Source organism: Rugamonas violacea, from assembly GCF_016461825.1.
Lineage (GTDB): Bacteria > Pseudomonadota > Gammaproteobacteria > Burkholderiales > Burkholderiaceae_D > Rugamonas.
Window position 1 is genome coordinate 46,318 of record NZ_JAEMNU010000102.1, and the last position, 24,601, is coordinate 70,918.

At 62.3% G+C, this 24,601-nt stretch carries 16 protein-coding genes, 1 pseudogene and 2 CRISPR repeat arrays; of the genes and pseudogenes, 1 reads left to right on the forward strand and 16 read right to left on the reverse strand.

Annotation, left to right across the window (positions count from 1 at the left end):
- Window positions 1-18 precede the first annotated feature (18 nt).
- The 3 genes from H7U20_RS19325 to dapC form a co-directional block, all read right to left on the reverse strand.
- Entirely contained in the window at window positions 19-1,158 is a 1,140-nt protein-coding gene (locus H7U20_RS19325; RefSeq protein WP_199760778.1) for a PilT/PilU family type 4a pilus ATPase, read from the reverse strand.
- Window positions 1,159-1,280: 122 nt separating this feature from the next.
- Complete coding sequence (gene dapD / locus H7U20_RS19330; RefSeq protein WP_199760779.1) at window positions 1,281-2,108, reverse strand: 2,3,4,5-tetrahydropyridine-2,6-dicarboxylate N-succinyltransferase; 828 nt, start codon at window positions 2,106-2,108, stop codon at window positions 1,281-1,283.
- A gap of 28 nt (window positions 2,109-2,136) precedes the next feature.
- Window positions 2,137-3,351 (reverse strand): succinyldiaminopimelate transaminase, encoded by a 1,215-nt coding sequence (gene dapC / locus H7U20_RS19335; protein ID WP_199760780.1) that lies wholly within the window; start codon window positions 3,349-3,351, stop codon window positions 2,137-2,139.
- 227 nt (window positions 3,352-3,578) lie between these two features.
- Between dapC and H7U20_RS19340 the strand changes: the two genes are divergently transcribed.
- Entirely contained in the window at window positions 3,579-5,438 is a 1,860-nt protein-coding gene (locus H7U20_RS19340; protein ID WP_199760781.1) for a DUF4153 domain-containing protein, read from the forward strand.
- A gap of 7 nt (window positions 5,439-5,445) precedes the next feature.
- Here H7U20_RS19340 and H7U20_RS19345 read toward each other — a convergent pair whose 3' ends face one another.
- From H7U20_RS19345 to H7U20_RS19405, 13 genes and pseudogenes are all read right to left on the reverse strand, one after another.
- Window positions 5,446-5,910, reverse strand: coding sequence for an STY0301 family protein (locus H7U20_RS19345; protein WP_199760782.1), 465 nt, complete (start codon window positions 5,908-5,910; stop codon window positions 5,446-5,448).
- 9 nt (window positions 5,911-5,919) lie between these two features.
- Entirely contained in the window at window positions 5,920-6,261 is a 342-nt protein-coding gene (locus H7U20_RS19350; RefSeq protein ID WP_233410906.1) for a BPSL0067 family protein, read from the reverse strand.
- Window positions 6,262-6,550: 289 nt separating this feature from the next.
- A CRISPR array of direct repeats spans window positions 6,551-10,425; the repeat unit is 32 nt; unit sequence GTTTCAATCCACGCGCCCACGCGGGACGCGAC.
- A gap of 178 nt (window positions 10,426-10,603) precedes the next feature.
- Window positions 10,604-10,894, reverse strand: coding sequence for a CRISPR-associated endonuclease Cas2 (cas2, locus tag H7U20_RS19355; RefSeq protein ID WP_199760784.1), 291 nt, complete (start codon window positions 10,892-10,894; stop codon window positions 10,604-10,606).
- A 9-nt stretch (window positions 10,895-10,903) separates the two neighbouring features.
- Window positions 10,904-11,944, reverse strand: coding sequence for a type I-C CRISPR-associated endonuclease Cas1c (cas1c, locus tag H7U20_RS19360; protein WP_199760785.1), 1,041 nt, complete (start codon window positions 11,942-11,944; stop codon window positions 10,904-10,906).
- Entirely contained in the window at window positions 11,944-12,570 is a 627-nt protein-coding gene (gene cas4 / locus H7U20_RS19365; protein WP_199760786.1) for a CRISPR-associated protein Cas4, read from the reverse strand. The genes cas1c and cas4 overlap by 1 nt, the downstream gene beginning before the upstream one ends.
- 15 nt (window positions 12,571-12,585) lie before the next feature.
- Window positions 12,586-13,479 carry a type I-C CRISPR-associated protein Cas7/Csd2 gene (cas7c, locus tag H7U20_RS19370; RefSeq protein WP_199760787.1) on the reverse strand — a complete coding sequence of 298 codons (894 nt, stop codon included), beginning with the start codon at window positions 13,477-13,479 and terminating at the stop codon, window positions 12,586-12,588.
- The gene (cas8c, locus tag H7U20_RS19375) at window positions 13,476-15,245 is read right to left on the reverse strand and encodes a type I-C CRISPR-associated protein Cas8c/Csd1 (protein WP_199760788.1); all 1,770 of its coding nucleotides are present in this window, start codon (window positions 15,243-15,245) and stop codon (window positions 13,476-13,478) included. The genes cas7c (H7U20_RS19370) and cas8c overlap by 4 nt, the downstream gene beginning before the upstream one ends.
- Entirely contained in the window at window positions 15,242-15,919 is a 678-nt protein-coding gene (gene cas5c / locus H7U20_RS19380; RefSeq protein ID WP_199760789.1) for a type I-C CRISPR-associated protein Cas5c, read from the reverse strand. The genes cas8c and cas5c overlap by 4 nt, the downstream gene beginning before the upstream one ends.
- A gap of 45 nt (window positions 15,920-15,964) precedes the next feature.
- Entirely contained in the window at window positions 15,965-18,184 is a 2,220-nt protein-coding gene (locus tag H7U20_RS19385) for a CRISPR-associated endonuclease Cas3'' (protein WP_199760790.1), read from the reverse strand.
- A 57-nt stretch (window positions 18,185-18,241) separates the two neighbouring features.
- Window positions 18,242-19,240 carry a helix-turn-helix transcriptional regulator gene (locus tag H7U20_RS19390; RefSeq protein WP_199760791.1) on the reverse strand — a complete coding sequence of 333 codons (999 nt, stop codon included), beginning with the start codon at window positions 19,238-19,240 and terminating at the stop codon, window positions 18,242-18,244.
- 286 nt (window positions 19,241-19,526) lie between these two features.
- Window positions 19,527-22,002: a CRISPR direct-repeat array (repeat unit 32 nt; unit sequence GTTTCAATCCACGCGCCCACGCGGAGCGCGAC).
- Between the two features lie 472 nt (window positions 22,003-22,474).
- Window positions 22,475-22,804, reverse strand: a complete 330-nt coding sequence (locus tag H7U20_RS19395) for a CRISPR-associated endonuclease Cas1 (RefSeq protein ID WP_233410907.1) — start codon at window positions 22,802-22,804, stop codon at window positions 22,475-22,477.
- Window positions 22,805-23,098: 294 nt separating this feature from the next.
- A pseudogene (cas7c, locus tag H7U20_RS19400) lies at window positions 23,099-23,993 on the reverse strand (type I-C CRISPR-associated protein Cas7/Csd2).
- On the reverse strand, window positions 23,990-24,508 hold the full coding sequence (locus H7U20_RS19405) for a type I-C CRISPR-associated protein Cas8c/Csd1 (RefSeq protein WP_233410908.1): 519 nt from the start codon (window positions 24,506-24,508) through the stop codon (window positions 23,990-23,992). Before H7U20_RS19405 ends, cas7c (H7U20_RS19400) begins: the two are co-directional and overlap by 4 nt.
- Between the last annotated feature and the right edge of the window lie 93 nt (window positions 24,509-24,601).

Here is a 24,601-nt window from a genome sequence, read left to right on the forward strand (position 1 = left end):
CTGGCGCGGTCCGGCGCTTCAGGTGTCGAGATTGAACTCGGTGAACGAGGTGCCGCTGACCGGCTGGGCGGGCGCCTCGGCCGGCGCCGGCTTGCTGTCCGGACCGTTGTTGAGTAGCCAGAGCAGGTTGGTGGCCGAGTCGGCGTTGGCCAGCGCTTCCTCCTGGCTGATGGCGCCGTCCTGCACCAGCTTGAGCAGGGCCAGCTCGAAGGACTGCGAGCCGGGCGACAGGCTCTTCTCCATCGCCTCCTTGATCTGGCCGATGTCGCCCTTTTCGATCAGTTCAGCGATGTAGCGGGTGTTGACCATCACCTCGACCGCCGCCGTGCGCGCGCCGCCGTTGATCGAGCGTACCAGGCGCTGCGAGACGATGGCCTTGACCGTCGCCGACAAGTCCTGCAGCAGCGCGGCGCGGTTCTCGATCGGGTAGAAACTGATGATGCGGTTGAGCGCGTTGTAGCTGTTGTTGGCGTGTAGCGTGGCCAGCACCAGGTGGCCGGACTGGGCGTAGGCGAGGGCGGCGGCCATGGTTTCCTTGTCGCGGATCTCGCCGATCAGGATGCAGTCGGGCGCCTGGCGCATCGAGTTGCGCAGCGCCGTGTAGAAGTCCTTGGCGTCGCTGCCGATCTCGCGCTGGTTGACGATGGACTTCTTGTTCTTGAACAGATACTCGATCGGGTCCTCCAGCGTCAGGATGTGGCCCGGGCGCAGTTCGTTGCGGTGGTCCAGCATGGCGGCGATCGAGGTCGACTTGCCCGAGCCGGTCGAGCCGACCAGCAGCATCAGGCCGCGCTTCTCCATGATCAATTCGGCCAGCACCGGCGGCAGGCCCAGTTCGGCCAACGGCGGTATGCTGGCCGGGACGAAGCGGAACACCGCCGAGATGCTGCCGCGCTGGCGGAAGGCTGACAGGCGGAAACGCCCCAGGTTGGCCACCGAGACGCCCATGTTGAGCTCATTGCTGCCGTCGAGTTCCGCCATCTGCGCCGGCGAGCAGATCTCGGCCAGCAGGGCGGTGATGTTGTCCGGCTCAAGCTTCTGCTGGTTGATGGGGATCAGGTTGCCGTTGATCTTCAGGTGGACCGGGGAGTTCGCCGCGAAGAACATGTCCGAGGCGTTCTTCTCCTTCATCAGCTGGAATAGACGGTCCATGTACATGGCAAGCTCCGATCGGTGGCGAAAAATGCGACAAGATGCGACAAGATGCGACAGGGGCCGGGGCGCTTGCGCGGCCCGGCCCCTGCTATGTTACCACCGGCCCCGGCGCGCCGGGGCGGCGTTTAGATCCCGCGCAGCAGCTCGTTGATGCCGGTCTTGGCGCGGGTTTTGGCATCGACGCGCTTGACGATCACGGCGCAGTACAGGCTGTACTTGCCGTCGTCCGACGGCAGGCTGCCCGACACCACGACGGAGCCGGACGGCACGCGGCCGTAGGTCACTTCGCCGGTGGCGCGGTCGTAGATCTTGGTCGACTGGCCGATGTAGACGCCCATCGAAATCACCGAGTTCTCTTCGACGATGACGCCTTCGACGATCTCCGAGCGGGCGCCGATGAAGCAGTTGTCTTCGATGATGGTCGGGTTGGCCTGCATCGGTTCGAGCACGCCGCCGATGCCGACGCCGCCGGACAGGTGGACGTTCTTGCCGATCTGGGCGCAGGAGCCGACGGTGGCCCAGGTGTCGATCATCGCGCCTTCGTCGACGTAGGCGCCGATGTTGACGTAGGACGGCATCAGCACGACATTCTTGGCGATGAAGCTGCCACGGCGGGCGACGGCCGGCGGCACCACGCGGAAGCCGCCCTTGGCGAAGTCTTCGGCGGTGTAGTTGGCGAACTTGGTCGGCACCTTGTCGTAGAACTGCATGGTGCCGTCGCCGCTCATGACGCTGTTGTTCTCCAGGCGGAACGACAACAGCACGGCCTTCTTGACCCACTGGTTGACCACCCAGTCGGCGCCGGTTTTTTGCGCCACGCGGATGGAGCCGTTGTCCAGGCCGGCGATGACGTGGCCGACCGCGTCGCGCAGTTCGGCGGCGCCGTTGGCCGGGGTGATCTCGGCGCGGTTTTCCCAGGCTTGGTCGATGATTTGCTGAAGTTGTTGGCTCATGATGGTTTTCGCTTGTCGAATGGGTGGGTTATTGGTTCAGGGACTGGCAAAACTGGACGATGCGCTGCGCCGCCTCGAGACCTTCGGCGGTCTCGGCGACCAGCGCCATGCGGATGCGGTTGTGGCCCGGGTTGACGCCGTGCGCAGTGCGCGCCAGGAAGCTGCCCGGCAGGACGGTGACGTTGTACTCGGCGTACAGGCGCTGGGCGAACTCGGTGTCCGACAGGCCGGTGCGGCTGACGTCGGCCCACAGGTAGAAGCCGGCGTCGGGCAGCTCGACGTCGAGCACCGTCTGCAGCAGCGGCGTGATGGCGGCGAACTTGGCGCGGTATTGGGTGCGGTTGTCTTCGACGTGGGTCTCGTCGTTCCAGGCCGCCACCGACGCAGCCTGCACGGCCGGGTTCATGGCCCCGCCGTGGTAGGTGCGGTACAACAGGAATTTTTTCAGCACCTCGGCGTCGCCGGCGACGAAGCCCGAACGCATGCCCGGCACATTCGAACGCTTCGACAGGCTGGAGAACACCACCAGGCGCGCGTAGGGCCGCTCGACGCCGGACAGGCCGAGCACGTGGGCCGCCTGCAGGGCGCCCAGCGGCGCCTCGTCGCCGTGGTAGATCTCCGAATAGCACTCGTCGGCGGCGATGATGAAGTCGTAGCGCTCGGACAGGGCGAACAGGTTTTCCCAGTCGGTCAGGGTCAGCGTGGCGCCGGTAGGATTGCCGGGCGAGCAGACGAACAGCAGGCGCACGCGCTGCCACACCGAGGCGGGAATGCTGTCGTAGTCGCAGCCGAAGTTGCGCGCCGGGTCGGAGTTGACGAAGTAGGGCTCGGCGCCGGCCAGGTAGGCGGCGCCTTCATAGATCTGGTAGAACGGGTTGGGGCAAACCACCAGCGAGCCGGCGGCCGGGTCGATCACCGTCTGGGCGAAGGCGAACAGCGCCTCGCGCGAGCCGTTCACTGGCAGCACCTGCGTCGCCCGGTCGAGCGCCGGCAGGTCGTAGCGGCGTTCCAGCCAGTCGGCGATGGCGCCGCGCAGGGCCTCCGAGCCGATGGTGGTCGGGTAGTTGGCTAGGCCGCCGATATTGTCGATCAGCGCCTGCTGGATGAAGGGCGGCGTTGGATGCTTGGGCTCGCCCATGCCCAGGCTGATGGCGCTGTGGGCTGGGCTGGCGCTCACCTTGGCGAACAATTGGCGCAGTTTTTCGAAGGGGTAGGATTGCAGCTTGTCGAGATGTGGATTCACGTGGCGGACCGGAGGCAATGGAAAAATTGGCGGCGCGCGGCTGGCGCTCAGCCCTCCATTATAGCGTTCTTGCGCGGCCTTGGTGCGGCGCCCCCGCGACAGCGCGCGCGCCGCGTGGGCGCTTTGGCAAGATGGTTCAAATGTTAAGCCTGTGCCATAATCGGCCCGCGCGCGGCTTGCCGCGCCAGTTCATCCATTCACCCGCCATACGCCAGCAAAGGACGCTCATGGAGCACGCCGCCACCGATCCCAACCCCCTCAAGCTCGACGCCGTGGTCAGCCGCCAAGTGATGGCGGCGCGACTGCTGGCCGGCCTGCTGCAGGGCGCGCTGCTGTACCCGCTGTACCTGGCGGCCAGCAACAGCTTCTGGCCGGCCACGCAACTCTATTTGTTCGCGCCGCTGCTGCTGCTTTGCCTGCTGCTGCCGGTGCTGCTGATCTCCAGCCTGGGCCACATGAGCACGCGGCGCGCCTGGCAATGGGTGGGCGCGATGGCCGTGGTGCTGGCGCTGCTGGCGCTGCACGACGTTTGGCGCGGCGCCGGGCATGGCGGCTGGCGTGACTTGAGCCGGGGTTCGGGGGTGCGCTCGCCGTCGCCGCTATTGTTCTTCTTCAGCGCCGCCTTCTGCTACGTGGCCCATTCGCTGGCGCTGGCGGCGGCCCAGGACGGCCGCCGTATGGCCAGCTACGCCAGCCATTTCGAGGCGGCCTGGAAGCTGATCATCCAGTTGGCCTTCTCGACCATGTTCGTCAGCACGATGTGGACGGTGCTGTTCCTCGGTTCCTCGCTGTTCATGCTGGTCAAGCTGAGTTTTTTCAAGGAGCTGCTGGAGCAAGCCTGGTTCAACATTCCCGTCACCTGTTTCGCCTTCTCCTGCGCGATCCACCTGACCGACGTGCGGCCGGCCATCGTGCGCGGCATCCGCACGCTGCTGCTGGTGCTGATGTCCTGGCTGCTGCCGCTGGCCGCCTTGCTGGTCACCGGCTTCCTGTGCAGCCTGCCGTTCACCGGCTTGGAGGTGTTGTGGCAGACCCGCCACGCCACCGCCGTCCTGCTGGGCACCGACGTGCTGCTGCTGGTGCTGATCAACGCCGCCTTCCAGAACGGCGCGGCGGCCGGCGCGGTGGCGCCGGTGGTGCGGGTCAGCGCGCGCGCCGCCGCCGTGCTGCTGCTGCCGCTGACGGTGATCGCCATCTATGCCCTGGGACTGCGGGTGGGCGACCACGGTTGGAGCGCCGACCGCATCATCGCCGCCGCCTGCCTGCTGGTGGCCGGCTGCTACGCCATCGGTTACGCCTGGGCCGCCTACCAGAGCGACAGCTGGCTCGAACCGATCGCCTTCGTCAACGTCGTCACCGCCTTCGTCATCCTGGCGGTGCTGCTGGCGTTGTTCACGCCCTTGGCCGATCCGGCCCGGCTGGCGGTCAACAGCCAGGTGGCGCGGCTGGACAAGGGCCGCGTCAGCGCCAGCCAGTTCGACTACGACTACCTGCGCTTCGAGGGCGCGCGTTACGGCCGCGCCGCGCTGGAGCAGCTCAAGCTGCGCAGCGGCGGAGCGGACGCGGAATTGATACGCGAGTCCGCCGAGGCGGCGCTCAAACGCACCAGCCGCTACAGCCGCGACACGCCCAGGTTGCTGGACCTGGCCGACAATCTGCACGTTTGGCCGGCCGGCGCCCAGCTGCCGGCGGGCTTCCTGAGCGAGCACTGGAGCGCCAACGGCCTCAGTTACATGCTGCCGTCCTGCCTGAACCACGCCGGCAAGGAATGCGACGTCTTCGTGCAGGACATGGACGGCGACGGCAAGCCGGAGGTGCTGGTGGTGGGTAAGGAGCCATTGATCGGCGCCGCCTTGCTGGGCCGCGGTGCGGACGGCAAGTGGACCTTGTTGGGTAGCCTGCCGCAGGACGCTTCCGGCTGCGAGCCGTTGCGCCGCAAGCTGCTGGCCGGCGAGTTCGAGGTGGTCGCGCCGCGCGTGCGCGACCTGCAGGTGGGCGGCGTGCGCGTCGAAATCACGCCGCGCGAGACGCCGCCGGTGACGATGTGCAAGGCGCTGAGCAAGGCGCTGAAGGCCGAGAAGAAGTGAAGGGGAGCTAGGCGCAGCGGATTTTTATGATCCGCTGGCCGGCTTTTTGTCCTGAACGATAGGTGAATTTGCACTCGCGGATGTGGTCGTCGATTCTCTTCGACAGGGTGATCTGGCCGTATTCGCCGTAAGCACACTGCAGCCATTTCCCGTCCGGATAGTGCCCTTCAAATCGGTAGGTGTAGCTTGTTTCGCCTTTTTCCTTCTGCTCCGTGTAGTTGGCCAATTCGCCCCTTCTTTGCGGAGGACCGTCGATAGGGGCGGCGGCATGCAGGTACAAGGGACGGGCGACAAACGGCGTCCACCCCGCCGGGGTGTTTTCAAGCTTGATCGATGCCTCGGGCACGCTGTCCGGACACTCCAGATTTTGCGCCGATGCGGAATTGGATAAGCAGGCCAGAAGGACGATGGTGAGCGGGTGGACGAGGTTTGTGCCGCGTACGGATCGGCATGTCGGGACGATACTTTTCATAGCTGGCCTTTACTCGATAACGAAAAATGCGTCGGCATTGTCGCTAGGCTGAATGAACAAGCCCCTTTTGTCTTTTCCTTTAGAGCGGATTGCACGTGATGTGACCAATTGGTCTTTCTTGTTTTTCCATTGGTCCATCACGAGGATGCCGCTAGGTGTCTGCCCCATGTACAGCGCCGCATGGTTTCCGTGGTTGTGGTTGGCGTAATTCCCGTTGACGAAAGTCGCGATGGCCGTACCCTTCTTCAATGTGCGATTGCCAAAAACGGCTTCGCCCTGTCGCCAAGCTAACGTGGGCGGAGCGTCCGCATAGTTGCGTACCAAGGCAACGCACTGATGGTTGCCTACCATCTTGGAATTCTCCAAGTCGTCAACTTTTGAGTATGAATATGACATTTCTTCATCCCCTTTGGAGAGTGCTTGAAATGTCTTGACTCTACGGCTGCCCACGCCTGGCTACATTGAACGAGAGCAAAATTTTACTGATATTGGCAGTATCGATTGACAATACTTGAGTGATACTTGGCTAGCGGCGGTAGATGGTCAATTTAGCTCAGATTCATCGAATTCGGAATTTCCAATCCCAGCGCCCATGCTGGGTGCGACAGCCGGTTGTACCAAAAGGCAGCGACATCATGTTGTTTCAATCCACGCGCCCACGCGGGACGCGACTAGGCTCTGCCCGACATGCGCAACCCCTTGGTGCCGTTTCAATCCACGCGCCCACGCGGGACGCGACACGGAGTTCGGCGAGCCGGCCAAGGACGTCTGGATGTTTCAATCCACGCGCCCACGCGGGACGCGACGCACGGCACCGAGGATGCTAGCCGTCATGTTCATGTTTCAATCCACGCGCCCACGCGGGACGCGACTTCTTGGCCCGCACCTGGGGCCCTACCGCATTGTTGTTTCAATCCACGCGCCCACGCGGGACGCGACCTTTCCTGCCCAGGCCGGCCAAGGCGTTTTTTGGCGTTTCAATCCACGCGTCCACGCGGGACGCGACCCTGACGCTGTTAATTTGCTGTGCAACTGGTGGAATGTTTCAATCCACGCGCCCACGCGGGACGCGACAAGCGCTGGGCCGCGCCGAATATCGCGCTGACTTGTTTCAATCCACGCGCCCACGCGGGACGCGACGTGGTAGACGGCGCAACCCTAGGCGCTGTTGGCGGTTTCAATCCACGCGCCCACGCGGGACGCGACCAAGCAGGCGGGTTCGCAGCTTGGCCACATCAAGTTTCAATCCACGCGCCCACGCGGGACGCGACGCTTGCCTCCAGTGTTGTACCGGGATGTTCCACGTGGTTTCAATCCACGCGCCCACGCGGGACGCGACTCCGCATTGCTGACTGGGGTGAAATCCTAAAAGTGTTTCAATCCACGCGCCCACGCGGGACGCGACCAGCCCAGCGCCGTCATGTCGGTGGCGATTACAGAGTTTCAATCCACGCGCCCACGCGGGACGCGACCTTACGCTCCCTTGGTCGCTACGCGACTGGGCGATGTTTCAATCCACGCGCCCACGCGGGACGCGACAATCACCAACAACCAAGCGGACGCAGTGACCGTAGTTTCAATCCACGCGCCCACGCGGGACGCGACTTGAGCGAGTAGTACACGCCGCCCATAGCAGCGATGTTTCAATCCACGCGCCCACGCGGGACGCGACGCACCGAAAATACGTTCGGCGTGCCGGTCGCGTAGTTTCAATCCACGCGCCCACGCGGGACGCGACCCGCCGAATCCGCCAAGGGTGATAAGGGCCGCTTGTTTCAATCCACGCGCCCACGCGGGACGCGACCCTTGCCACCGTTGGCAGTCAAGGTGGGGATTCCAGTTTCAATCCACGCGCCCACGCGGGACGCGACTGATCGTCAGTAACGTAGCGCCGTCGGGGGTAGTGTTTCAATCCACGCGCCCACGCGGGACGCGACCCCGGCGGCGCGCGCCAGCTTGCGGCGCGGCGGTGTTTCAATCCACGCGCCCACGCGGGACGCGACGCGACGTCCTGCGCGCGCTGAGAGCCGCCATATGTTTCAATCCACGCGCCCACGCGGGACGCGACCCGGTCAACTTGATTGCCGACACGCTGATCGAGACGTTTCAATCCACGCGCCCACGCGGGACGCGACTTCATCTCGGCGAGCTGTGCCGGCATGATCTGCCCGTTTCAATCCACGCGCCCACGCGGGACGCGACGCTGGACCTCGCCGCGACTGAGGGCCAGGCGCTGTTTCAATCCACGCGCCCACGCGGGACGCGACCCGAACGCCCTTGACCTGTGGGATAGCACGTTACAGTTTCAATCCACGCGCCCACGCGGGACGCGACCGTACAGGTGCGCGTTCCAGGCTGCTGATATCTGCTTGTTTCAATCCACGCGCCCACGCGGGACGCGACCTTGCCTCCAGTGTTGTGCCGGACTGTCCCACGTGGTTTCAATCCACGCGCCCACGCGGGACGCGACACGCTGGCCTTGTGCACCATGAACATGGCGCCGTCGTTTCAATCCACGCGCCCACGCGGGACGCGACTCTGTGCAGCAAGCAGGGCGCGGGCTTGATCGTCAGTTTCAATCCACGCGCCCACGCGGGACGCGACCAACGGTACAGTGAGCCTTGCCATGGCCGACCATGTTTCAATCCACGCGCCCACGCGGGACGCGACTGGTGCCGGCGGCGATCATGGGCAGCACTGCTCAGTTTCAATCCACGCGCCCACGCGGGACGCGACGCCGGAATTAGCCAGGCCCAAAACGTAATCCTTGTTTCAATCCACGCGCCCACGCGGGACGCGACTTGACGCAGCGCCGGTGGCCCAGCTCCGTCGGGGTGTTTCAATCCACGCGCCCACGCGGGACGCGACCTTGCTGTTCGCTGCCAAATCCTTTCCTGCATCGGTTTCAATCCACGCGCCCACGCGGGACGCGACGTTGACGCAGCGCCGGTGGCCCAGCTCCGTCGGGGTGTTTCAATCCACGCGCCCACGCGGGACGCGACCCCACACCCAGTACGGACCATCTTCGGTGTCGTGTTTCAATCCACGCGCCCACGCGGGACGCGACCGTGCGGCGAGAGTAAAGGCGGCTCTGGTTGCAGAGTTTCAATCCACGCGCCCACGCGGGACGCGACTCCCGCAGCGAGATGACAAGATCATCCCCAGCGCGTTTCAATCCACGCGCCCACGCGGGACGCGACAGCCGACGGTGTACCGGCCAGTCGTGCGGCCGCAGTTTCAATCCACGCGCCCACGCGGGACGCGACCCAGCCCAGGATGGTGGACTTCTGGGTATCGGTGTTTCAATCCACGCGCCCACGCGGGACGCGACAGGTCGCTCATGCGGCACCCGATGACTTGTCGATGTTTCAATCCACGCGCCCACGCGGGACGCGACTGAGGCGGTGGCGGCATGATCGTCAACGGGAAAGTTTCAATCCACGCGCCCACGCGGGACGCGACCTGGGGCTGCCGAAGCAGCGAGATCGCCATCATGTTTCAATCCACGCGCCCACGCGGGACGCGACCGGAGATCTGGTGGCGCCCGATGCAGGTAACGCGTTTCAATCCACGCGCCCACGCGGGACGCGACGACTAAATGGGCCGCAAGAGACAAGCAAAAAATCGTTTCAATCCACGCGCCCACGCGGGACGCGACATTCGACGAAGCCAAGTTCAAGCGTGTCATCAACGTTTCAATCCACGCGCCCACGCGGGACGCGACGGCGCGCACCTGATCGGCATGTTTGCCCGCACAAAGTTTCAATCCACGCGCCCACGCGGGACGCGACACCCACTCAGAGGAATCCCGAAAGAAGATCGCAAAGTTTCAATCCACGCGCCCACGCGGGACGCGACTCCGCAATACGGTCAACGACAAAGTTTATGTTGGTTTCAATCCACGCGCCCACGCGGGACGCGACGACGACAAGAAGCTGGTCGATGCCGGCAAAGTCGTTTCAATCCACGCGCCCACGCGGGACGCGACGGTGCAGATCACCAACACCGACTACGTTGACTGGTTTCAATCCACGCGCCCACGCGGGACGCGACGACCTGACGGTCAAGGGATTCGCCCTGTACATGGTTTCAATCCACGCGCCCACGCGGGACGCGACAGGGTGAGCACGTCGCCATCGTGATGGGCTAATGTTTCAATCCACGCGCCCACGCGGGACGCGACCTGGCGACGGCAGCGCTACCGACCCGCTGTACGGGGTTTCAATCCACGCGCCCACGCGGGACGCGACGAGGCGGCTTTTTATTGCCCGCAGCAAAAGCAGGTTTCAATCCACGCGCCCACGCGGGACGCGACGGCTGCCTTGGTCGGTGGCCATGCTCAAGGTCCAGTTTCAATCCACGCGCCCACGCGGGACGCGACCAGTCATGATGCGCGCCTGCAATATGAGTATAGGCGTTTCAATCCACGCGCCCACGCGGGACGCGACCATATCTCCCCGGCCCGCATCGCCGTCTCCTGCGCGTTTCAATCCACGCGCCCACGCGGGACGCGACTTGGTAGTTATAACCCATTCAATTCAATAAGGAAATATCCCGACTTTTGCGAACCGCACATACTCGCCCTTGATATCGAAAAATTTCTCAAGTATGGGAATTTTTTTGAAGAAAATCAATATGTTAGGGAAGCGCGAACCCACAGGGGATGCGCTGGCCGCTTATGGTTCGCGCTGCGCTATAAAATCAATGGACCGTTGAGGTCCAGCAGCGGTTTGGCACCAATATGTTCCACTCGATTCACCCAATTCCGACCAAGATAGTAGAAGCGTAGACTATCGCAATCGGGATTGATGATGTCGCACAGGCGCTGCTTCAGGAATGTCCATTGGGCCTGATCGACCTCGATCTCGAACACCGAGTATTGTGCCCGTTGCCCATAGTTTAGGCAGGCCTTGGCCAAGCGCCGCAAGCGTTTCGGGCCGTCGCTGTCGCCGAAACTGACGTCATAGCTAACCAATACCATCATACTTATTTCTCACTTCCAAAGAAATGGTGGATAGCCGTCAAGGTCGCCGCGCAAATGCCGCGCGAGCAATTGGGCTTGTATCGCGGGGAATAGTCCGAGCGGCGCCTTCTCCTCCAGAAAAACATGCAGCAATTCTTCGCGCTTGCGCTCCTGATACGCCACCAGCAGCGTCTTTCGCGCCTCGTCGCGAAGGAAGACGGCGCCATTGTCCATGGTCCGAAAGTCCTTCTCTGTCAACTGTCGACGATTGAGCAGCGAAAGCGCGAGCCGGTCGGCCAGCACCGGCCGAAACTCCTCCATTAGATCCAACGCCAGACTGGGACGGCCCGGCCTGTCCCTGTGCAGGAAGCCGACGGCCGGATCGAGTCCCACGCTCTCCAGTGCGGATCGGCAGTCGTGGGTGAGCAGGGTATATAGAAATGATAGCAAGGCATTGACCGCGTCGAGTGGCGGACGGCGGCTGCGTCCTTTGAAGCGCAGGGCAGGGTGCTCGACCCGTATCAATTGGTCGAACACCGAAAAGTAGGCTTGCGCCGCTTCGCCTTCCATGCCGCGCAAGACGTTGATATCGTTTTCGCCAGCCAGGTTGGCGCCGATACGTTTCAGCCTCAGCCGGGCGTGACGAACCATTGCCTCGGCCGCGGCGGGGAGCTTGTCGCCATGATCGCGCAGCGCGCGACCCAGCACGGCGCGCTGATTGTGCAGCTTTCCAGCCAGCAGATTCTGGACGATCGCGGCGCTTCCCGCCGCGCTGTCGCTGCGCCGATACTGCTCGCGCCGCAGCAGCACGTTTCCCGATACCGGCCCCTCCACCCGGGCAAGGAATTTCCCGTACGTGGAAAGAAAACAGACGCAAATTCCCTGTTCCGCGCAGAAGCCGAGCAAAGGCGGAGACACCAGCACGCGGCCAATGCACACCAGACTCTCGAGCATGTGGATCGGTAGCCTGCCTTTGGTTTCCCCTTCAACTTCCATGACGATGTTTTCGCCGTCTTTGCGGAGCCAGGCTCCCTCGGTGGTGATGTATAGCGTGTTGAGCTGGCGGCGCATCAGTCGTCCTCCAATTGCTTGGCCAGCCAGGCATTGACCGGCACGGTGCGGCCAAGCAAGCGGGGCTGGCAGATATCGATTAGTGAACAGGCGTCGCAACGCCGGGCGGCATATTCGGCCTGCGGCGTTTGGCCCGCCTCGATCAGTGCGCGCGTGGCGGCAATGATGCTGAGCGTCAGCGTGCGCAGTGTTGCGTCAAACATGACGCGGACCCGTCGCCTGGACTGGCCATAAAACAGGGCGCCTTCCTCAATGGTGAGGCCGAGCATCGTTTCCAGGCATAATCCCTGCGCGCACAGTTGCACCTCGTCGGCGCGGTGTTGCTTGGGGCGGCCGCGCTTGTACTCGACGGGCATGACGCGCGCCGCCTCGCCGGTATGAAATTCGACCACGTCGGCGATGCCGACTATGCCCAAGTCCCGGTTGACCAGCGGCATGGCGGTCGCCGTGCGCACGCCATGGCGCTGGCCGGTCTGCGCCTGGTCCGCGCGTTCGTGCAGTAGTTTTCCCTCTGCCGTCAGCCGGTTTTCCGCCCACATCTGTTCGACGTGTATCAGCGCGCACTGCCTCGGGCAGTAGAGAAAGTGCTGGAGGGCGGACAGCGGGATCAGTTCTTCATCTTCCATCGCCGCCCCAGCGCATCAAATCAAAGAATTGACGCTGACGCCGGGCGGCAGCGCCTCGGCGTCGACCGTTACCTGATAGTCGGCAAAGCTGCGCGCCGGCGTGTCCGCTTCGCCCTGCACGCGGCTCACCTTGACGCGATCGAACAGCACGTGGGCCGGTGCGTTGCCCATGGCGTGCTCATGCTTGAAGACGATCAGCTTGCGCGCCGACATTTCGCCTCTCGCCGCCGCGCGGTCATGCTCGAACATATTGATCAGGCTGCGCCAGAGCAGCTCCAGATCGGCCTCGGAAAAACCGGTGCGTTCCGCCAGTTTGGCCGAAATGAAGCCGTGTACCCGGTACAGGCCGTAGGGGATGATGTGCTTGCGGCCCATGGTGCGGTTGGCGCCACTTTGGTCCTCGGCTTCCTTTTCCGTGGTGACCGCCATGCGGGTGATCGAAATTTCCATTGGCACCACCGGGTCGATCGAGGTGGCGAAGGCGACTTGAATCGGGCCGCGCACCTGGCCGCAATTGACACCGGTGCTCATGACGGCGCCGAAGCTGCGCACGTCGAAGAAGTTCATGCACATCCAGTCAGTCAACTCCTTGGCTTTGGCCGCGTCTTTCGGCAGTTTCTTGTAACCATCCTTGGCGTCGGCTGGAATGTCCAACGCTTTCCAGGCCAACTCGTGCTGATTGTTCAGGATCGCTCTTTCCTGCATGTAGATGGCATAGCCTTGCGAACCCTCTTTTTCCAGCGTGACGTAGTTTCTGATCTTGCGCTTCAGGCACACGTCGGTGACCAGGCCCTGATTGGTTTCGGGATCGAGGCGCGGCATGTTGCCGGCGTCGGGGTCGCCATTCGGGTTGCCGTTACTCACATCAAACAGGTAGACGAATTCGTAGCGGTTGGTGATGGCGTTCATTGTTCGGTTCCTTTGTCGGAGTCGGTTTTGCGGTTGAATCGGGAATGGGCCTGCTGGTAGTAGCCGATGGCAAACCGGCCCTGATCCTCCAGCCTCAGGCTGCGGGGGAACTGGCTGCCGATGCCGTCGATGATGTCGCCGATTTCCCGCTCCAGCACCACGGCCAGGCCGGGTTTTTCCTTGCGCAGCTTGCTCAGGTGATTCTGGGCGTTACGCACCAGCATGGGGAAAATGGTGGCTGGCGCGGCCGATGCAGCACCGTAGTAACGGTCCCGTATCGTGGCGTTCACTTGCGCGCCGATGGCGTTGCGTTGGGCATCCTCCAAGACGGCGAACAGGCGTCCCAAGCGGTAGCCCGGGTTGCGGTTTTCCAGGTCAAGACTCACAGCGATCTCCTCGTTGATTCCATGAACACCCAGGCGCCTATCGCGCACCAGGACGGCTTTGCATAATGCGATGCGCACGCCGGAAATGTCGCCGTCGGTGCGCATCCGCATGATGATGTTTGCCAGCAAGCTGCGCGGATAGCGGCTGCCGGTCAGTACTGCGCGCATCATGTCGCCGGCGAGCTGGGGCGCGATGTCGTCGGCCTTGCTCTTGTTGTCGCGGCTGGGCACGGTGGCGAGCAGCAGGCGCCAGATGGCGGGCGCGGTTTTCCATGGCTGCGGTACGATATCGAGATCCTGAAAATGCTCGGCGATGCGGCGGGCGAAGAATTCCAGGCTGCCGCTTTGCCAGAAGCGGATAGAGAGACGCGATGCGTTCGGCGCTAGACCGAGCACGAACAATTCTGTGTTGTCATCGAGATCCAAGTCTAGCTCGCGCAGTGGCCTGCCCGCGCCGACCGCTTCCAGTACCGTTTTCAGTTTCGCCGCCTCCTGGGCATCGTCGCTGGGCGGGTTCAACAGCTCGGAAAACAGCATTTGTGCCTTGTCGCAGGCGTCCGCCGAATCGGCCTGTGCCCAGAATACGACGCTGGCGTCGCCAATTTGCAGGCGTTGCCGGTTGTGCTCGTCGCGCCGCAACAGATGGTTGAGCACCGTGCTGTAGGCGAAGGCGGCGGCTTCGGATACCGGCGCGTTGTCGCCCTGTTGCTTGCCATAGGAGGCGAAGGCTTCCAGATTGAACGACACGATCGAGGCGCCCGAGCTCTGTGCGCCATTCACGCCGCGGATGGCCGGATGCAGCCGCGCAACGGGCAAGGTTTCGCCCGTCACCAGGCATAGCCCGGTCGCCGCTTGGGCGCCGGCCAGGACTTTGGCGCGTAGCAACTGCGCTGCCGGCGATTGATGGACATACTGCTGTTCGCCGTCGAGGCGGAAGACGATATTGGCATCCCGCATCTCGTCGTTGAACAGCGGCGGACAGAATTGCTCGGGTGTCCAGTGCTGTAGGAACTGTGCCAAGGCCTGCAATGCCGGGTCGTCGGAGTCGGCAAGGTACTGTTGGTGCAAGGTTTTGAACGCCGCGTGTTCCAGGGCCGTGCGCGGCCCATTTTTTTCGCTGACGCCGAGCACATAGCCAGTCTTGTCCCACAAAAAACAGGGGGCAATGTTGGACGCGCGCTTTGCCGGTTGCGGCACGGTCATCAGGCGGGGGCGGGGCTTTTTGTCGGAGGTGTCTTGAATATCCTGCACATCGACCAAGGCGCCGTCCCTGCCCAGTATCAAGGCGTAGCTGATCTTTTCCTTGCTAAAGCCGAACACCGGCACCTTGTCCCGCGCCGCCAGGCGTTGATAGTATTGATTGAGTGCGCTCAGTATCATGACTTCACCCCACGGGGATCGAAGCCGGGCACGGCGATCATTCCATCGGTCATTTGTGCGCGGAAGAAATGTGGCGTCATCCCATCGGCGAAGTCGATGTCGTGCAGCATCCAACCGAGGTCGATGGTTTTGCCGAGCAGCGCGGGGTCGACGACGGGCGCCGCGTCGTTCGCTTCCAGTAATTGAAAGTTGGCGGCGAATTCACGCACGCCCATGCAGGGCGAATGAAAGCACTGCCCCTTGCGGGCGCGGCGGTTGAAGATGTCCAGATGCTTGCCGACGGAATCGCCGGCTTCGGCGCGGGCGGTCAGTTCGAAGTGGGCTTCGATGACGTAGGAGACGTCGCGCAGGATGGTGGCGGCCCGTTGTTGCCTGTCCTCGTCGACAAAGGTGAGTAGGCCGTCGGTGCGCCCGGCCTTGATCGCCTTGCCGACGCTGGCGGCCGACAACTTGCCGCCGACCTCGTTGCGGCGCAACGATTCGAAGCGGACAGGTTTGAGAACCTGAATACGGTCGATTTCCCAGCGGATCGCGGGTTTCCAGTGGATTGCCTCCAGAATCCCCCGCGCCGCCGATGGCGTGATGACATCATAAGACACACGCTCGACTTTCATTTCCGGTCTGGTGAAGCAGGCTCGCTCTCCCCAGACCAGCAATCGTATTCCATACGTCATTTGACCTCCTGTGTGAATGTCGGCGGCTAGTTGCTGTCCAATGGGCTACCAGCACAAGCCTTCGCTGCGAATGAAAGTCGGATCGTCCCAATGCAATCCGAATTGCGGGTGATACAGTTCCTCGTTCGCCAACACCATGAATTGCAAGCCGTAGCGCCTCTCGTTGACGGCTTGTATTGCACCGGTCTGCCGCAACGCCGCAAAGGTCTGACGCGGGATTTGCACCATGTATGGCTGGAGGTCGCGTGCCGCCTTGCCGCAGCCGTCGGCGAATTCAAGGTCGCGCAAGACCTTGTGCGGCGCTTCGTCAACGGCGATGATGACCGGCATCTGCGTGTTGTCGATCATGCGGAATTTCTTTGCCAGCATTTCGAATGGCAGACCGTCGAGGCCGGCGTCGCGGATCTGGCCAAGCAGGTCGTGGGCGTCCAGCTCCTGGGTGCCTTTCTGCCAGTACAGCAGGCGAAAATAGCTGTCGATGGCGGGCAGACCCAGGGGATCGGCGCCGTGTTGGCGCAGTACTTCCCTCGCGGCTTGAGCGAATTGCTTCAATTCCGCCGGCGCCGCCCAATCGGGATTGCCCGGCGTGAAGATAAGCAGTTCGCTGTCCGATATGGGCCGCTTGCCTTCCCGGTTGCACCGTCCCGCCGCCTGGGCGATGGAGTCGAGGCCAGCCTCGGCGCGCAGCACGGTGGGGAAGTCGATATCGACGCCGGCCTCGATCAAGGACGTGGCGACCAGGCGACAGGGTTTGCCGTCGCGTAGCAAGGTGCGTATTTCTGCCAGTGCCGCGCTGCGGTGCTTGGGATACATGAGCGTTGTCAGATGGCGCGCACCGGGCGCGCTGGCGATGGATTCGTACAGTGCGCGCGCATGCCGCCGATTATTGACGATGCAGAGTATTTGTGAAGATGCGTTCATGCGCGCGGCCAGTTCGTCGTCGCTCAAGGTGCCGGCATGACGGATCTGCACCCGCTTGAGCGCGCTGAACAGGCGGGCCGGCTCCGGTGCCAATTCCCGCACATTTTGCAGGCCACCGGTAAATCCGGGTGCGTTCAGTGCCGGTTGGGTGGCGGTGCACAGCACGACGCTGGCTTTGTAGTTCAGCGCCAGTTCGTCGATGGCTGCGACACAGGGCGTCAGCAATTTCAACGGCAAGGTTTGGGCTTCGTCGAGGATGACCACGCTGGCGGCAATATGGTGCAGCTTGCGGCAGGCCGACGGTCTGGCGGCGAACAAGCTTTCAAAAAATTGCACGGCGGTGGTGACGATAATCGGCCGGTCCCAATTTTCCATGGCCAGTCGCAGCTTGTCGCGCGCCTCGGCGCTTTTGCTGGGGTCGTCTTCGAAGGCGCCGTGGTGTTCCAGCACGCTATCGCCAAGGTCGCCGAGCGCATCTCGAAACACGGCGGCGGTTTGTTCGACGATGCTGGTGAAGGGAATGACGTAGATGACACGGTTCAGGCCGTGGGCGATGGCGTGGTCAAGCGCGAAGGCGAGCGAGGCCAGGGTCTTGCCGCCGCCGGTGGGGACGGTGAGGGAAAACAGGCCGGGCTGCAATGCCGCGCCTTGCCGCACCTTGAGCAGGATGTCGGCGCGCAGAATGTTCACCGGGGAGTCCGCCGTGAAGGATGCGAGATGGCCATCCAGCCTCGTCCTTAGCGCGGTCAACGGTGGCGCGCTCGTGTCGCGCTTGGCCTTGCCTTGTTTGATGCGCTGGTAATAGGCTTCAGTATCTAGATAATCCGCATCCACCAGGCAGGAGAAAATCATCCGGCAAAGGAAGGCCAGTTGGAATTGCCCGCGTTCTTTGGTGACTTGAAAATTGGTTGGCGTCGACAGTTGTCCCGGGGCCGGCAGATCGAGGTCGGTCTGCCAATCGTCGAACAACTGCGGTAGGTTCGCGCGCAGGCGTTCGGCCAGAGACGACCGTTCGCCAGGATCGCGACCGTTGGCCATGCCGGCGTGATGGCCGGCGATACCGTAGGCGAGCAATTTTCCGAGCTGGCCGTAACGTTCGCAAGCGATCCTTGCACCCCAGGTGGAATGGTCGACGCGGCCGTATTGGCCGGCCAGGCGGAGCTGAAACTCTTCGGTGTACTTGCCTAGATCGTGGAGCAGCCCGGCGACACGGGCCAGTTCCGCCGCGGAGAAATTGCTTGCGAACCGGGCCGCCATGTCGCCAACCGCTTGCAAGTGTTCACTGAGTGCTTGCCAGTCCGATTTGTCGGCCTGATCGCTGGAGTGGGCATAGAAATTTGGCATGGTGGCGGCATGTGTAGGTTGAGACGGCGGCTCTGTTACGAGCTAGTACTGCCTATCCTAGGGCGGTGGTGGCTCACAGGATGAGCTTGCCTTGAACAGAGCCAGTCCTTTTTTCAGTTGCTCTTGAATTAGCTTGCGCAGCGCCGGCGGAGCGACCACGCATACCTCGGGCGTGTGGCGCAGAATATCCATCGCCAATTCGCGCGGATCGCTGTATGGCACTTTCAGGTGATATCGGCCGGCCTCGTCAAATTTTCCTTGCTGCTCGGGGTGCCAAGTTTCCTGGCTTACCCAACGTGCGCGCTCGTTGAAAAATATCAGCTCAGCCCATTGCAGTTCATGACCTGAAAATATTCCATAGCCGCTGTCCAGAGTAAGGCAGAGTTTCTCATCGGGGATGTCCAATGCCGGCTCTGCGGTAATGCGGACGGCACGAAGCGAATCGAGTGAGAATCTGCGTATATCTTTTCGTAAGTGGCACCAGCCGTCCAAATACCAGTTTTCCTGATAGTGATTCAATCTCTGCGGGGAGATTTCCCGTTGGGTGATTTGATTCGTCGAACGATTGTAGTGTTCTATCTGAAGGCGTTTTCGCTGCAGGACCGCCGTCGCCACAGGAAGAAAGTGTTCCGGTTCGTAGGCGCGGGCATTGAGGCGTTGAATGCGAATGCGCTTTTCAAATTCCTGGTCTGGATAACGGTCGTTGCCCAGGATGGCGCGGAGACGGGTGAGCAATGGGGCAACGTGAGGCGTGAGCAGACCCGGGCCGAGGCTGCTTAGTAGTTGTTGCATGGTCAGCAGGGCGTGGATTTCCGATGCGCTGAACCACAGGCCGGGTAATTCATATTTGATGCCCTCATTTGGCTTGTCGAAACGATAGGCGGCGTGCTCGCGGTCCCAAACAATGGGCGCGTTCATGCGGTCCCGTAGATACTCCAAATCCCGCTTGAAAGTCGCTTTTGAAATTTCCAGCTCATCTAGAAAAGCCGCAAGTGGAACGATACTTCGATCATGTAGCAGCCGTTCGATTTTATAGATGCGCTCAGTTCGATTCATGCCGGGGGGAAGTATTTGTTGGTTGATGTGGTTACTGCTGTGGGTTTTTCTTACGATAGGTTACTTTTAGATAAAAGTCTTGTTATAGATTATATATTTTTTAAATTGCTAATAAATATCAATTTCGTTAGGGATGGGAATGGATGATTCCTTACTTGAATTGCTTTATGGGAGTCGCCAAAACCCGTCGTCCCGCATGGACCGACCGCCGGGCAGGCGGGAACCCAAGCGGCGCTAGACAGGATGCGGTGTAAAGGCGCATCAAGGTCAAGTCCGGTAGGAGCGCGTTTCAATCCGCGCCCCCACACGGGGCGCGACTCGGGTCGAAGCCCTCCCCGAACAGCGACACATTGTTTCAATCCACGCGCCCACGCGGAGCGCGACAGGTACGCCAAGGCACCTTGGCGCCGTCGACAAGGTTTCAATCCACGCGCCCACGCGGAGCGCGACGGGGTGCGCCTCCAGCGCGCCCGCCGCCACACTGGGTTTCAATCCACGCGCCCACGCGGAGCGCGACCAGCGACGATTGTTCCGGCAAAGCGCCCTGTGCTGTTTCAATCCACGCGCCCACGCGGAGCGCGACGACGTTAAAAATAATTTCACACTTCCCGCTGGCGTTTCAATCCACGCGCCCACGCGGAGCGCGACGTGTGCCTGGCGAACTTCGGCACCGGCTTTGCGGTTTCAATCCACGCGCCCACGCGGAGCGCGACGCCCAGGCGCACGTGGTCGGCGGGCAACGTGTCGTTTCAATCCACGCGCCCACGCGGAGCGCGACCCGGCCGGTCAAGGTTGCCCGCCTATATGCTGGGGTTTCAATCCACGCGCCCACGCGGAGCGCGACTCACTGGCACGATCATCACGTTGACTGTTGTTATGTTTCAATCCACGCGCCCACGCGGAGCGCGACCATCAACCACGACGGCGAGGCCTTGTGCATGCATGTTTCAATCCACGCGCCCACGCGGAGCGCGACTGCCCCCACGCCCCCGGAGGGGCAGGTTCCGGTGGTTTCAATCCACGCGGCCACGCGGAGCGCGACGGCAGCAGCGCTGCTGGAACTGCTCCACGACGCAGTTTCAATCCACGCGCCCACGCGGAGCGCGACTTTTGCAGCAGACCGTTGGCAGCGACCAGCGGGAGTTTCAATCCACGCGCCCACGCGGAGCGCGACCCAGATGTTGGGCGATAAGAAGGCCGGCGCAGACGTTTCAATCCACGCGCCCACGCGGAGCGCGACCTGCGGACGTCGTTACTGAGATCGCGGCGGAGAAAGTTTCAATCCACGCGCCCACGCGGAGCGCGACACCTTGGGATGGATTCGGCCATGACGCCGGGCGCGGTTTCAATCCACGCGCCCACGCGGAGCGCGACGTCTGCGCGAGTCCGAGGCCATCAGCGCACGCTGGGTTTCAATCCACGCGCCCACGCGGAGCGCGACAAGGGCGCGCCGCTGGGTAGCCGCCGATGTGCAAGTTTCAATCCACGCGCCCACGCGGAGCGCGACAACAGTTGTACGACACCGACCCCGTCGAGGCCATGTTTCAATCCACGCGCCCACGCGGAGCGCGACCGTCGTCGAAGACCCACTGGAACACGTTGCCGTTGTTTCAATCCACGCGCCCACGCGGAGCGCGACGGCCGTTTGGCCATTCGAGTTGGAATGTTCCGTTGTTTCAATCCACGCGCCCACGCGGAGCGCGACTTGTGCTGCTCGAGCTGCTGGGCGTGTCTTTGTTGTTTCAATCCACGCGCCCACGCGGAGCGCGACCCCTTGACGATCATGTTAGCGCCGGCCGTTACCGAGTTTCAATCCACGCGCCCACGCGGAGCGCGACCCTTGCCACCGTTGGCAGTCAAGGTGGGGATGCCAGTTTCAATCCACGCGCCCACGCGGAGCGCGACGACCCGGTTCCCTGGGCTTCTTGCCGCTGCTGCGTTTCAATCCACGCGCCCACGCGGAGCGCGACCTCTTGCAGGCCAGCGTCGGCCAGCGAGCGGTTGTTTCAATCCACGCGCCCACGCGGAGCGCGACGTAGGTTCCGCCGTTGCGGCCAGTTGCGGTGGTGTTTCAATCCACGCGCCCACGCGGAGCGCGACCGCGGCCTGGCGCGCAGCCGCATCGACTGACTCCAGTTTCAATCCACGCGCCCACGCGGAGCGCGACCTGGCGACGGCAGCGCTACCGACCCGCTGTACGAGTTTCAATCCACGCGCCCACGCGGAGCGCGACTCGCCGGAAGCGCTGGCGATTGCCTCGTTGCGCAGGTTTCAATCCACGCGCCCACGCGGAGCGCGACAAGCGGCCGCCGGTGTAGCCCTTTGGCGGCTTGTGTTTCAATCCACGCGCCCACGCGGAGCGCGACGGTCCTTCAGGCTGATCTTGCCGATGTCGATCACGTTTCAATCCACGCGCCCACGCGGAGCGCGACTCCGAAGCATCATCGCCGACATCAAATAACTAAGGTTTCAATCCACGCGCCCACGCGGAGCGCGACGACGGCGCCGCCGACGTAGGTGCCGGGCTGCTTGTTTCAATCCACGCGCCCACGCGGAGCGCGACCTGGCGACGGCAGCGCTACCGACCCGCTGTACGGGGTTTCAATCCACGCGCCCACGCGGAGCGCGACGCATGCCGTCGATCCCGACCGCCGCCGCGAACGGGTTTCAATCCACGCGCCCACGCGGAGCGCGACCAGGGACTAGCGACCCGGGCTACTTGGTGCAGCGGTTTCAATCCACGCGCCCACGCGGAGCGCGACGCGGTAGTTATAACCCATTCAATTCAATAAGGAAATATCCCATCTTTTGCGAACCGGACATATTTTTTGTCTTTGTTATCGCCGCAGTCGTAAGGCAAGGAAATTTTCTGAAGGAAATCAATATGTTAGAAAAGTGCGAAGCCGCAGGAGATGCGCTGGCCGCTTATGGTTCGCGCTGCGCTACAAAATCAATGGACCGTTGAGGTCCGTCAGCGGTTTGGCAGCAATATGCTCCACTCGATTCACCCAGTTCCTACCAAGATAGTAGAAGTGCAGACTATCGCAAGCAGGATTGATGATGTCGTACAGGCGTAGCGCCAGGAATACCCACTGGGCTGATCGACTTCGATCTCAAACACCGAGTATTGTGCCCGCTACCCATAGTTGAGACAGGCCTTGGCCAAGCGCCTCGAGCGTTTCGGGCCGTCGTTGTCGCCAAAATTGACGTCATAGCGAACCAATACCATCATACTTATTTCTTACTTCCAAAGAAATGGTGGATAGCCGTCAAGGTCGCCGCGCAAATGCCGCGCCAACAATTGGGCTTGTATCGCGGGGAATAGTCCGAGCGGCGCCTTCTCCTCCAGAAAAACATGCGCAATTCTTCGTGCTTGCGCTCCTGATACGCCACCAGCAGCGTCTTTCGCGCCTCGTTGCGCAGGAAGACGGCGCCATTGTCCGTGGTCCGAAAGTCCTTCTCTGTCAACTGTTGAGGATTGAGCAGCGAAAGCGCGAGCCAGTCGGCCAGCACCGGTAGGAACTTCCCCATCAGATCCAGGGCGTGACAAGTGGTCCCGATCATTGTCACGCCGTTTCCGTCGTTTCAATCCACGCGCCCACGTGGGGCGCGACTTTTTCGGCAACTCTGCAACTCTGCAACAACACGCTGATCCAGTTTCAATCCACGCGCCCACGCGGGGCGCGACCTGAGGTAATCTTTAAAAATCCGTCGTTTCCGTGCAGGCGGGAAGCCATACGCCGCATACTGCCTAGCGCGGTATGGATTCCTGCCTGCACGGCGGTCCACTGATGCGGAATGACGAATTCGGGGCTATTCGAAGTGCCCTTAAATTTTTGCCATCGCCGCTCCGGCGCATCAAATCAAGGAGTTGACGCTGACGCCGGGCGGCAGCGCCTCGGCATCGACCGTCACCTGATAGTCGGCAAAGCTGCGCGCCGGCGTGTCCGCTTCGCCCTGCACGCGACTCACCTTGACGCGATCGAACAGCACATGGGCCGGTGCGTTTCCCATGGCGTGTTCGTGCTTGAAGACGATCAGTTTGCGCGCCGATATTTCGCCCCTCGCCGCCGCGCGGTCATGCTCGAACATATTGATCAGGCTGCGCCAGAGCAGCTCCAGGTCGGCCTCGGAAAAACCGGTGCGTTCCGCCAGTTTGGCCGAAATGAAGCCGTGTACCCGGTACAAATCGTAGGGGATGATGTGCTTGCGGCCCATGGTGCGGTTGGCGCCGCTTTGGTCCTCGGCTTCCTTTTCCGTGGTGACCGTCATGCGGGTGATCGAAATTTCCATCGGCACCACCGGGTCGATCGAGGTGGCGAAGGCGACTTGAATCGGGCCGCGCACCTGGCCGCAATTGACACCGGTGCTCATGACGGCGCCGAAGCTGCGCACGTCGAAGAAGTTCATGCACAATCCAGTCGGTCAATTCCTTGGCTTTGGCCGCGTCTTTCGGCAACTTCTTGTAACCGTCCTTGGCGTCGGCCGGAATGTCCAACGCTTTCCAAGCCAGCTCGTGTTGATTGTTCAGGACCGCTCTTTCTTGCATGTAGATGACATAGCCTTGCGAACCCTCTTTTTCCAGCGTGACGTAGTTTCTGATCTTGCGCTTCAGGTACACGTCGGTGACCAGGCCCTGATTGGTTTCGGGATCGAGACGCGGCATGTTGCCTGCGTCGGGGTCGCCATTCGGGTTGCCGTTGCTGACATCAAACAGGAAGACGAATTCATAGCGGTCGGTGATGGCGTTCATTGTTCGCTTCCATTGTCGGAGTCGGCTTTGCGGTCGAATCGGGAACGGGCCTGCTGGTAGTAGCCGATGGCAAATCGGCCCTGATCCTCCAGCCTCAGACTGCGGGGGAACTGGCTATCCATGCCGTCGATGATGTCGCCGATTTCCCGCTCCAGCACCACCGCCAGGCCGGGCTTTTCCTTGCGCAGCTTGCTTAGGTGATTGTGGGCGTAGCGCACCAGCACGGGAAAAATGGCGGCGGGGGTAGCCGAGGCGGCGCCGTAGTAACGGTCCCGTATCGTGGCTTTGATTTGCGTGCCGACGGCGTTGCGTTGGGCATCTTCCAAGACTGAGAACAGGCGTCCCAGGCGGTAGGCGGGGTTGCGGTTTTCCAGGTCAAGACTCACGGCGATCTCCTCGTTGATTCCATGAACACCCAGGCGCCTATCGCGCACTAGGACGGCTTTGCACAATGCGATGCGCACGCCGGAAATGTCGCCGTCGGTGCGCATCCGCATGATGATGTTTGCCAGCAAGCTGCGTATTCCGGCGAACGTGACCGGTCATTCCGGGGAACGTGACCGCTGCGCATGAGATGGCGTTACGCGGTCAAATTCTAATCCCTGCGG

Bases quoted from the DNA above. Each gene is read 5' to 3' on its own strand.
- cas4 (WP_199760786.1), bottom strand. From the start codon at position 12,570: ATGGAAGATGAAGAACTGATCCCGCTGTCCGCCCTCCAGCACTTTCTC.
- cas1c (WP_199760785.1), bottom strand. From the start codon at position 11,944: ATGCGCCGCCAGCTCAACACGCTATACATCACCACCGAGGGAGCCTGG.
- H7U20_RS19350 (WP_233410906.1), bottom strand. From the start codon at position 6,261: ATGGTAGGCAACCATCAGTGCGTTGCCTTGGTACGCAACTATGCGGAC.
- dapD (WP_199760779.1), bottom strand. From the start codon at position 2,108: ATGAGCCAACAACTTCAGCAAATCATCGACCAAGCCTGGGAAAACCGC.
- H7U20_RS19340 (WP_199760781.1), top strand. From the start codon at position 3,579: ATGGAGCACGCCGCCACCGATCCCAACCCCCTCAAGCTCGACGCCGTG.
- H7U20_RS19390 (WP_199760791.1), bottom strand. From the start codon at position 19,240: ATGAATCGAACTGAGCGCATCTATAAAATCGAACGGCTGCTACATGAT.
- cas5c (WP_199760789.1), bottom strand. From the start codon at position 15,919: ATGACGTATGGAATACGATTGCTGGTCTGGGGAGAGCGAGCCTGCTTC.
- H7U20_RS19395 (WP_233410907.1), bottom strand. From the start codon at position 22,804: ATGATCGGGACCACTTGTCACGCCCTGGATCTGATGGGGAAGTTCCTA.
- cas7c (WP_199760787.1), bottom strand. From the start codon at position 13,479: ATGAACGCCATCACCAACCGCTACGAATTCGTCTACCTGTTTGATGTG.
- cas8c (WP_199760788.1), bottom strand. From the start codon at position 15,245: ATGATACTGAGCGCACTCAATCAATACTATCAACGCCTGGCGGCGCGG.
- H7U20_RS19345 (WP_199760782.1), bottom strand. From the start codon at position 5,910: ATGAAAAGTATCGTCCCGACATGCCGATCCGTACGCGGCACAAACCTC.
- H7U20_RS19385 (WP_199760790.1), bottom strand. From the start codon at position 18,184: ATGCCAAATTTCTATGCCCACTCCAGCGATCAGGCCGACAAATCGGAC.
- cas2 (WP_199760784.1), bottom strand. From the start codon at position 10,894: ATGATGGTATTGGTTAGCTATGACGTCAGTTTCGGCGACAGCGACGGC.
- H7U20_RS19325 (WP_199760778.1), bottom strand. From the start codon at position 1,158: ATGTACATGGACCGTCTATTCCAGCTGATGAAGGAGAAGAACGCCTCG.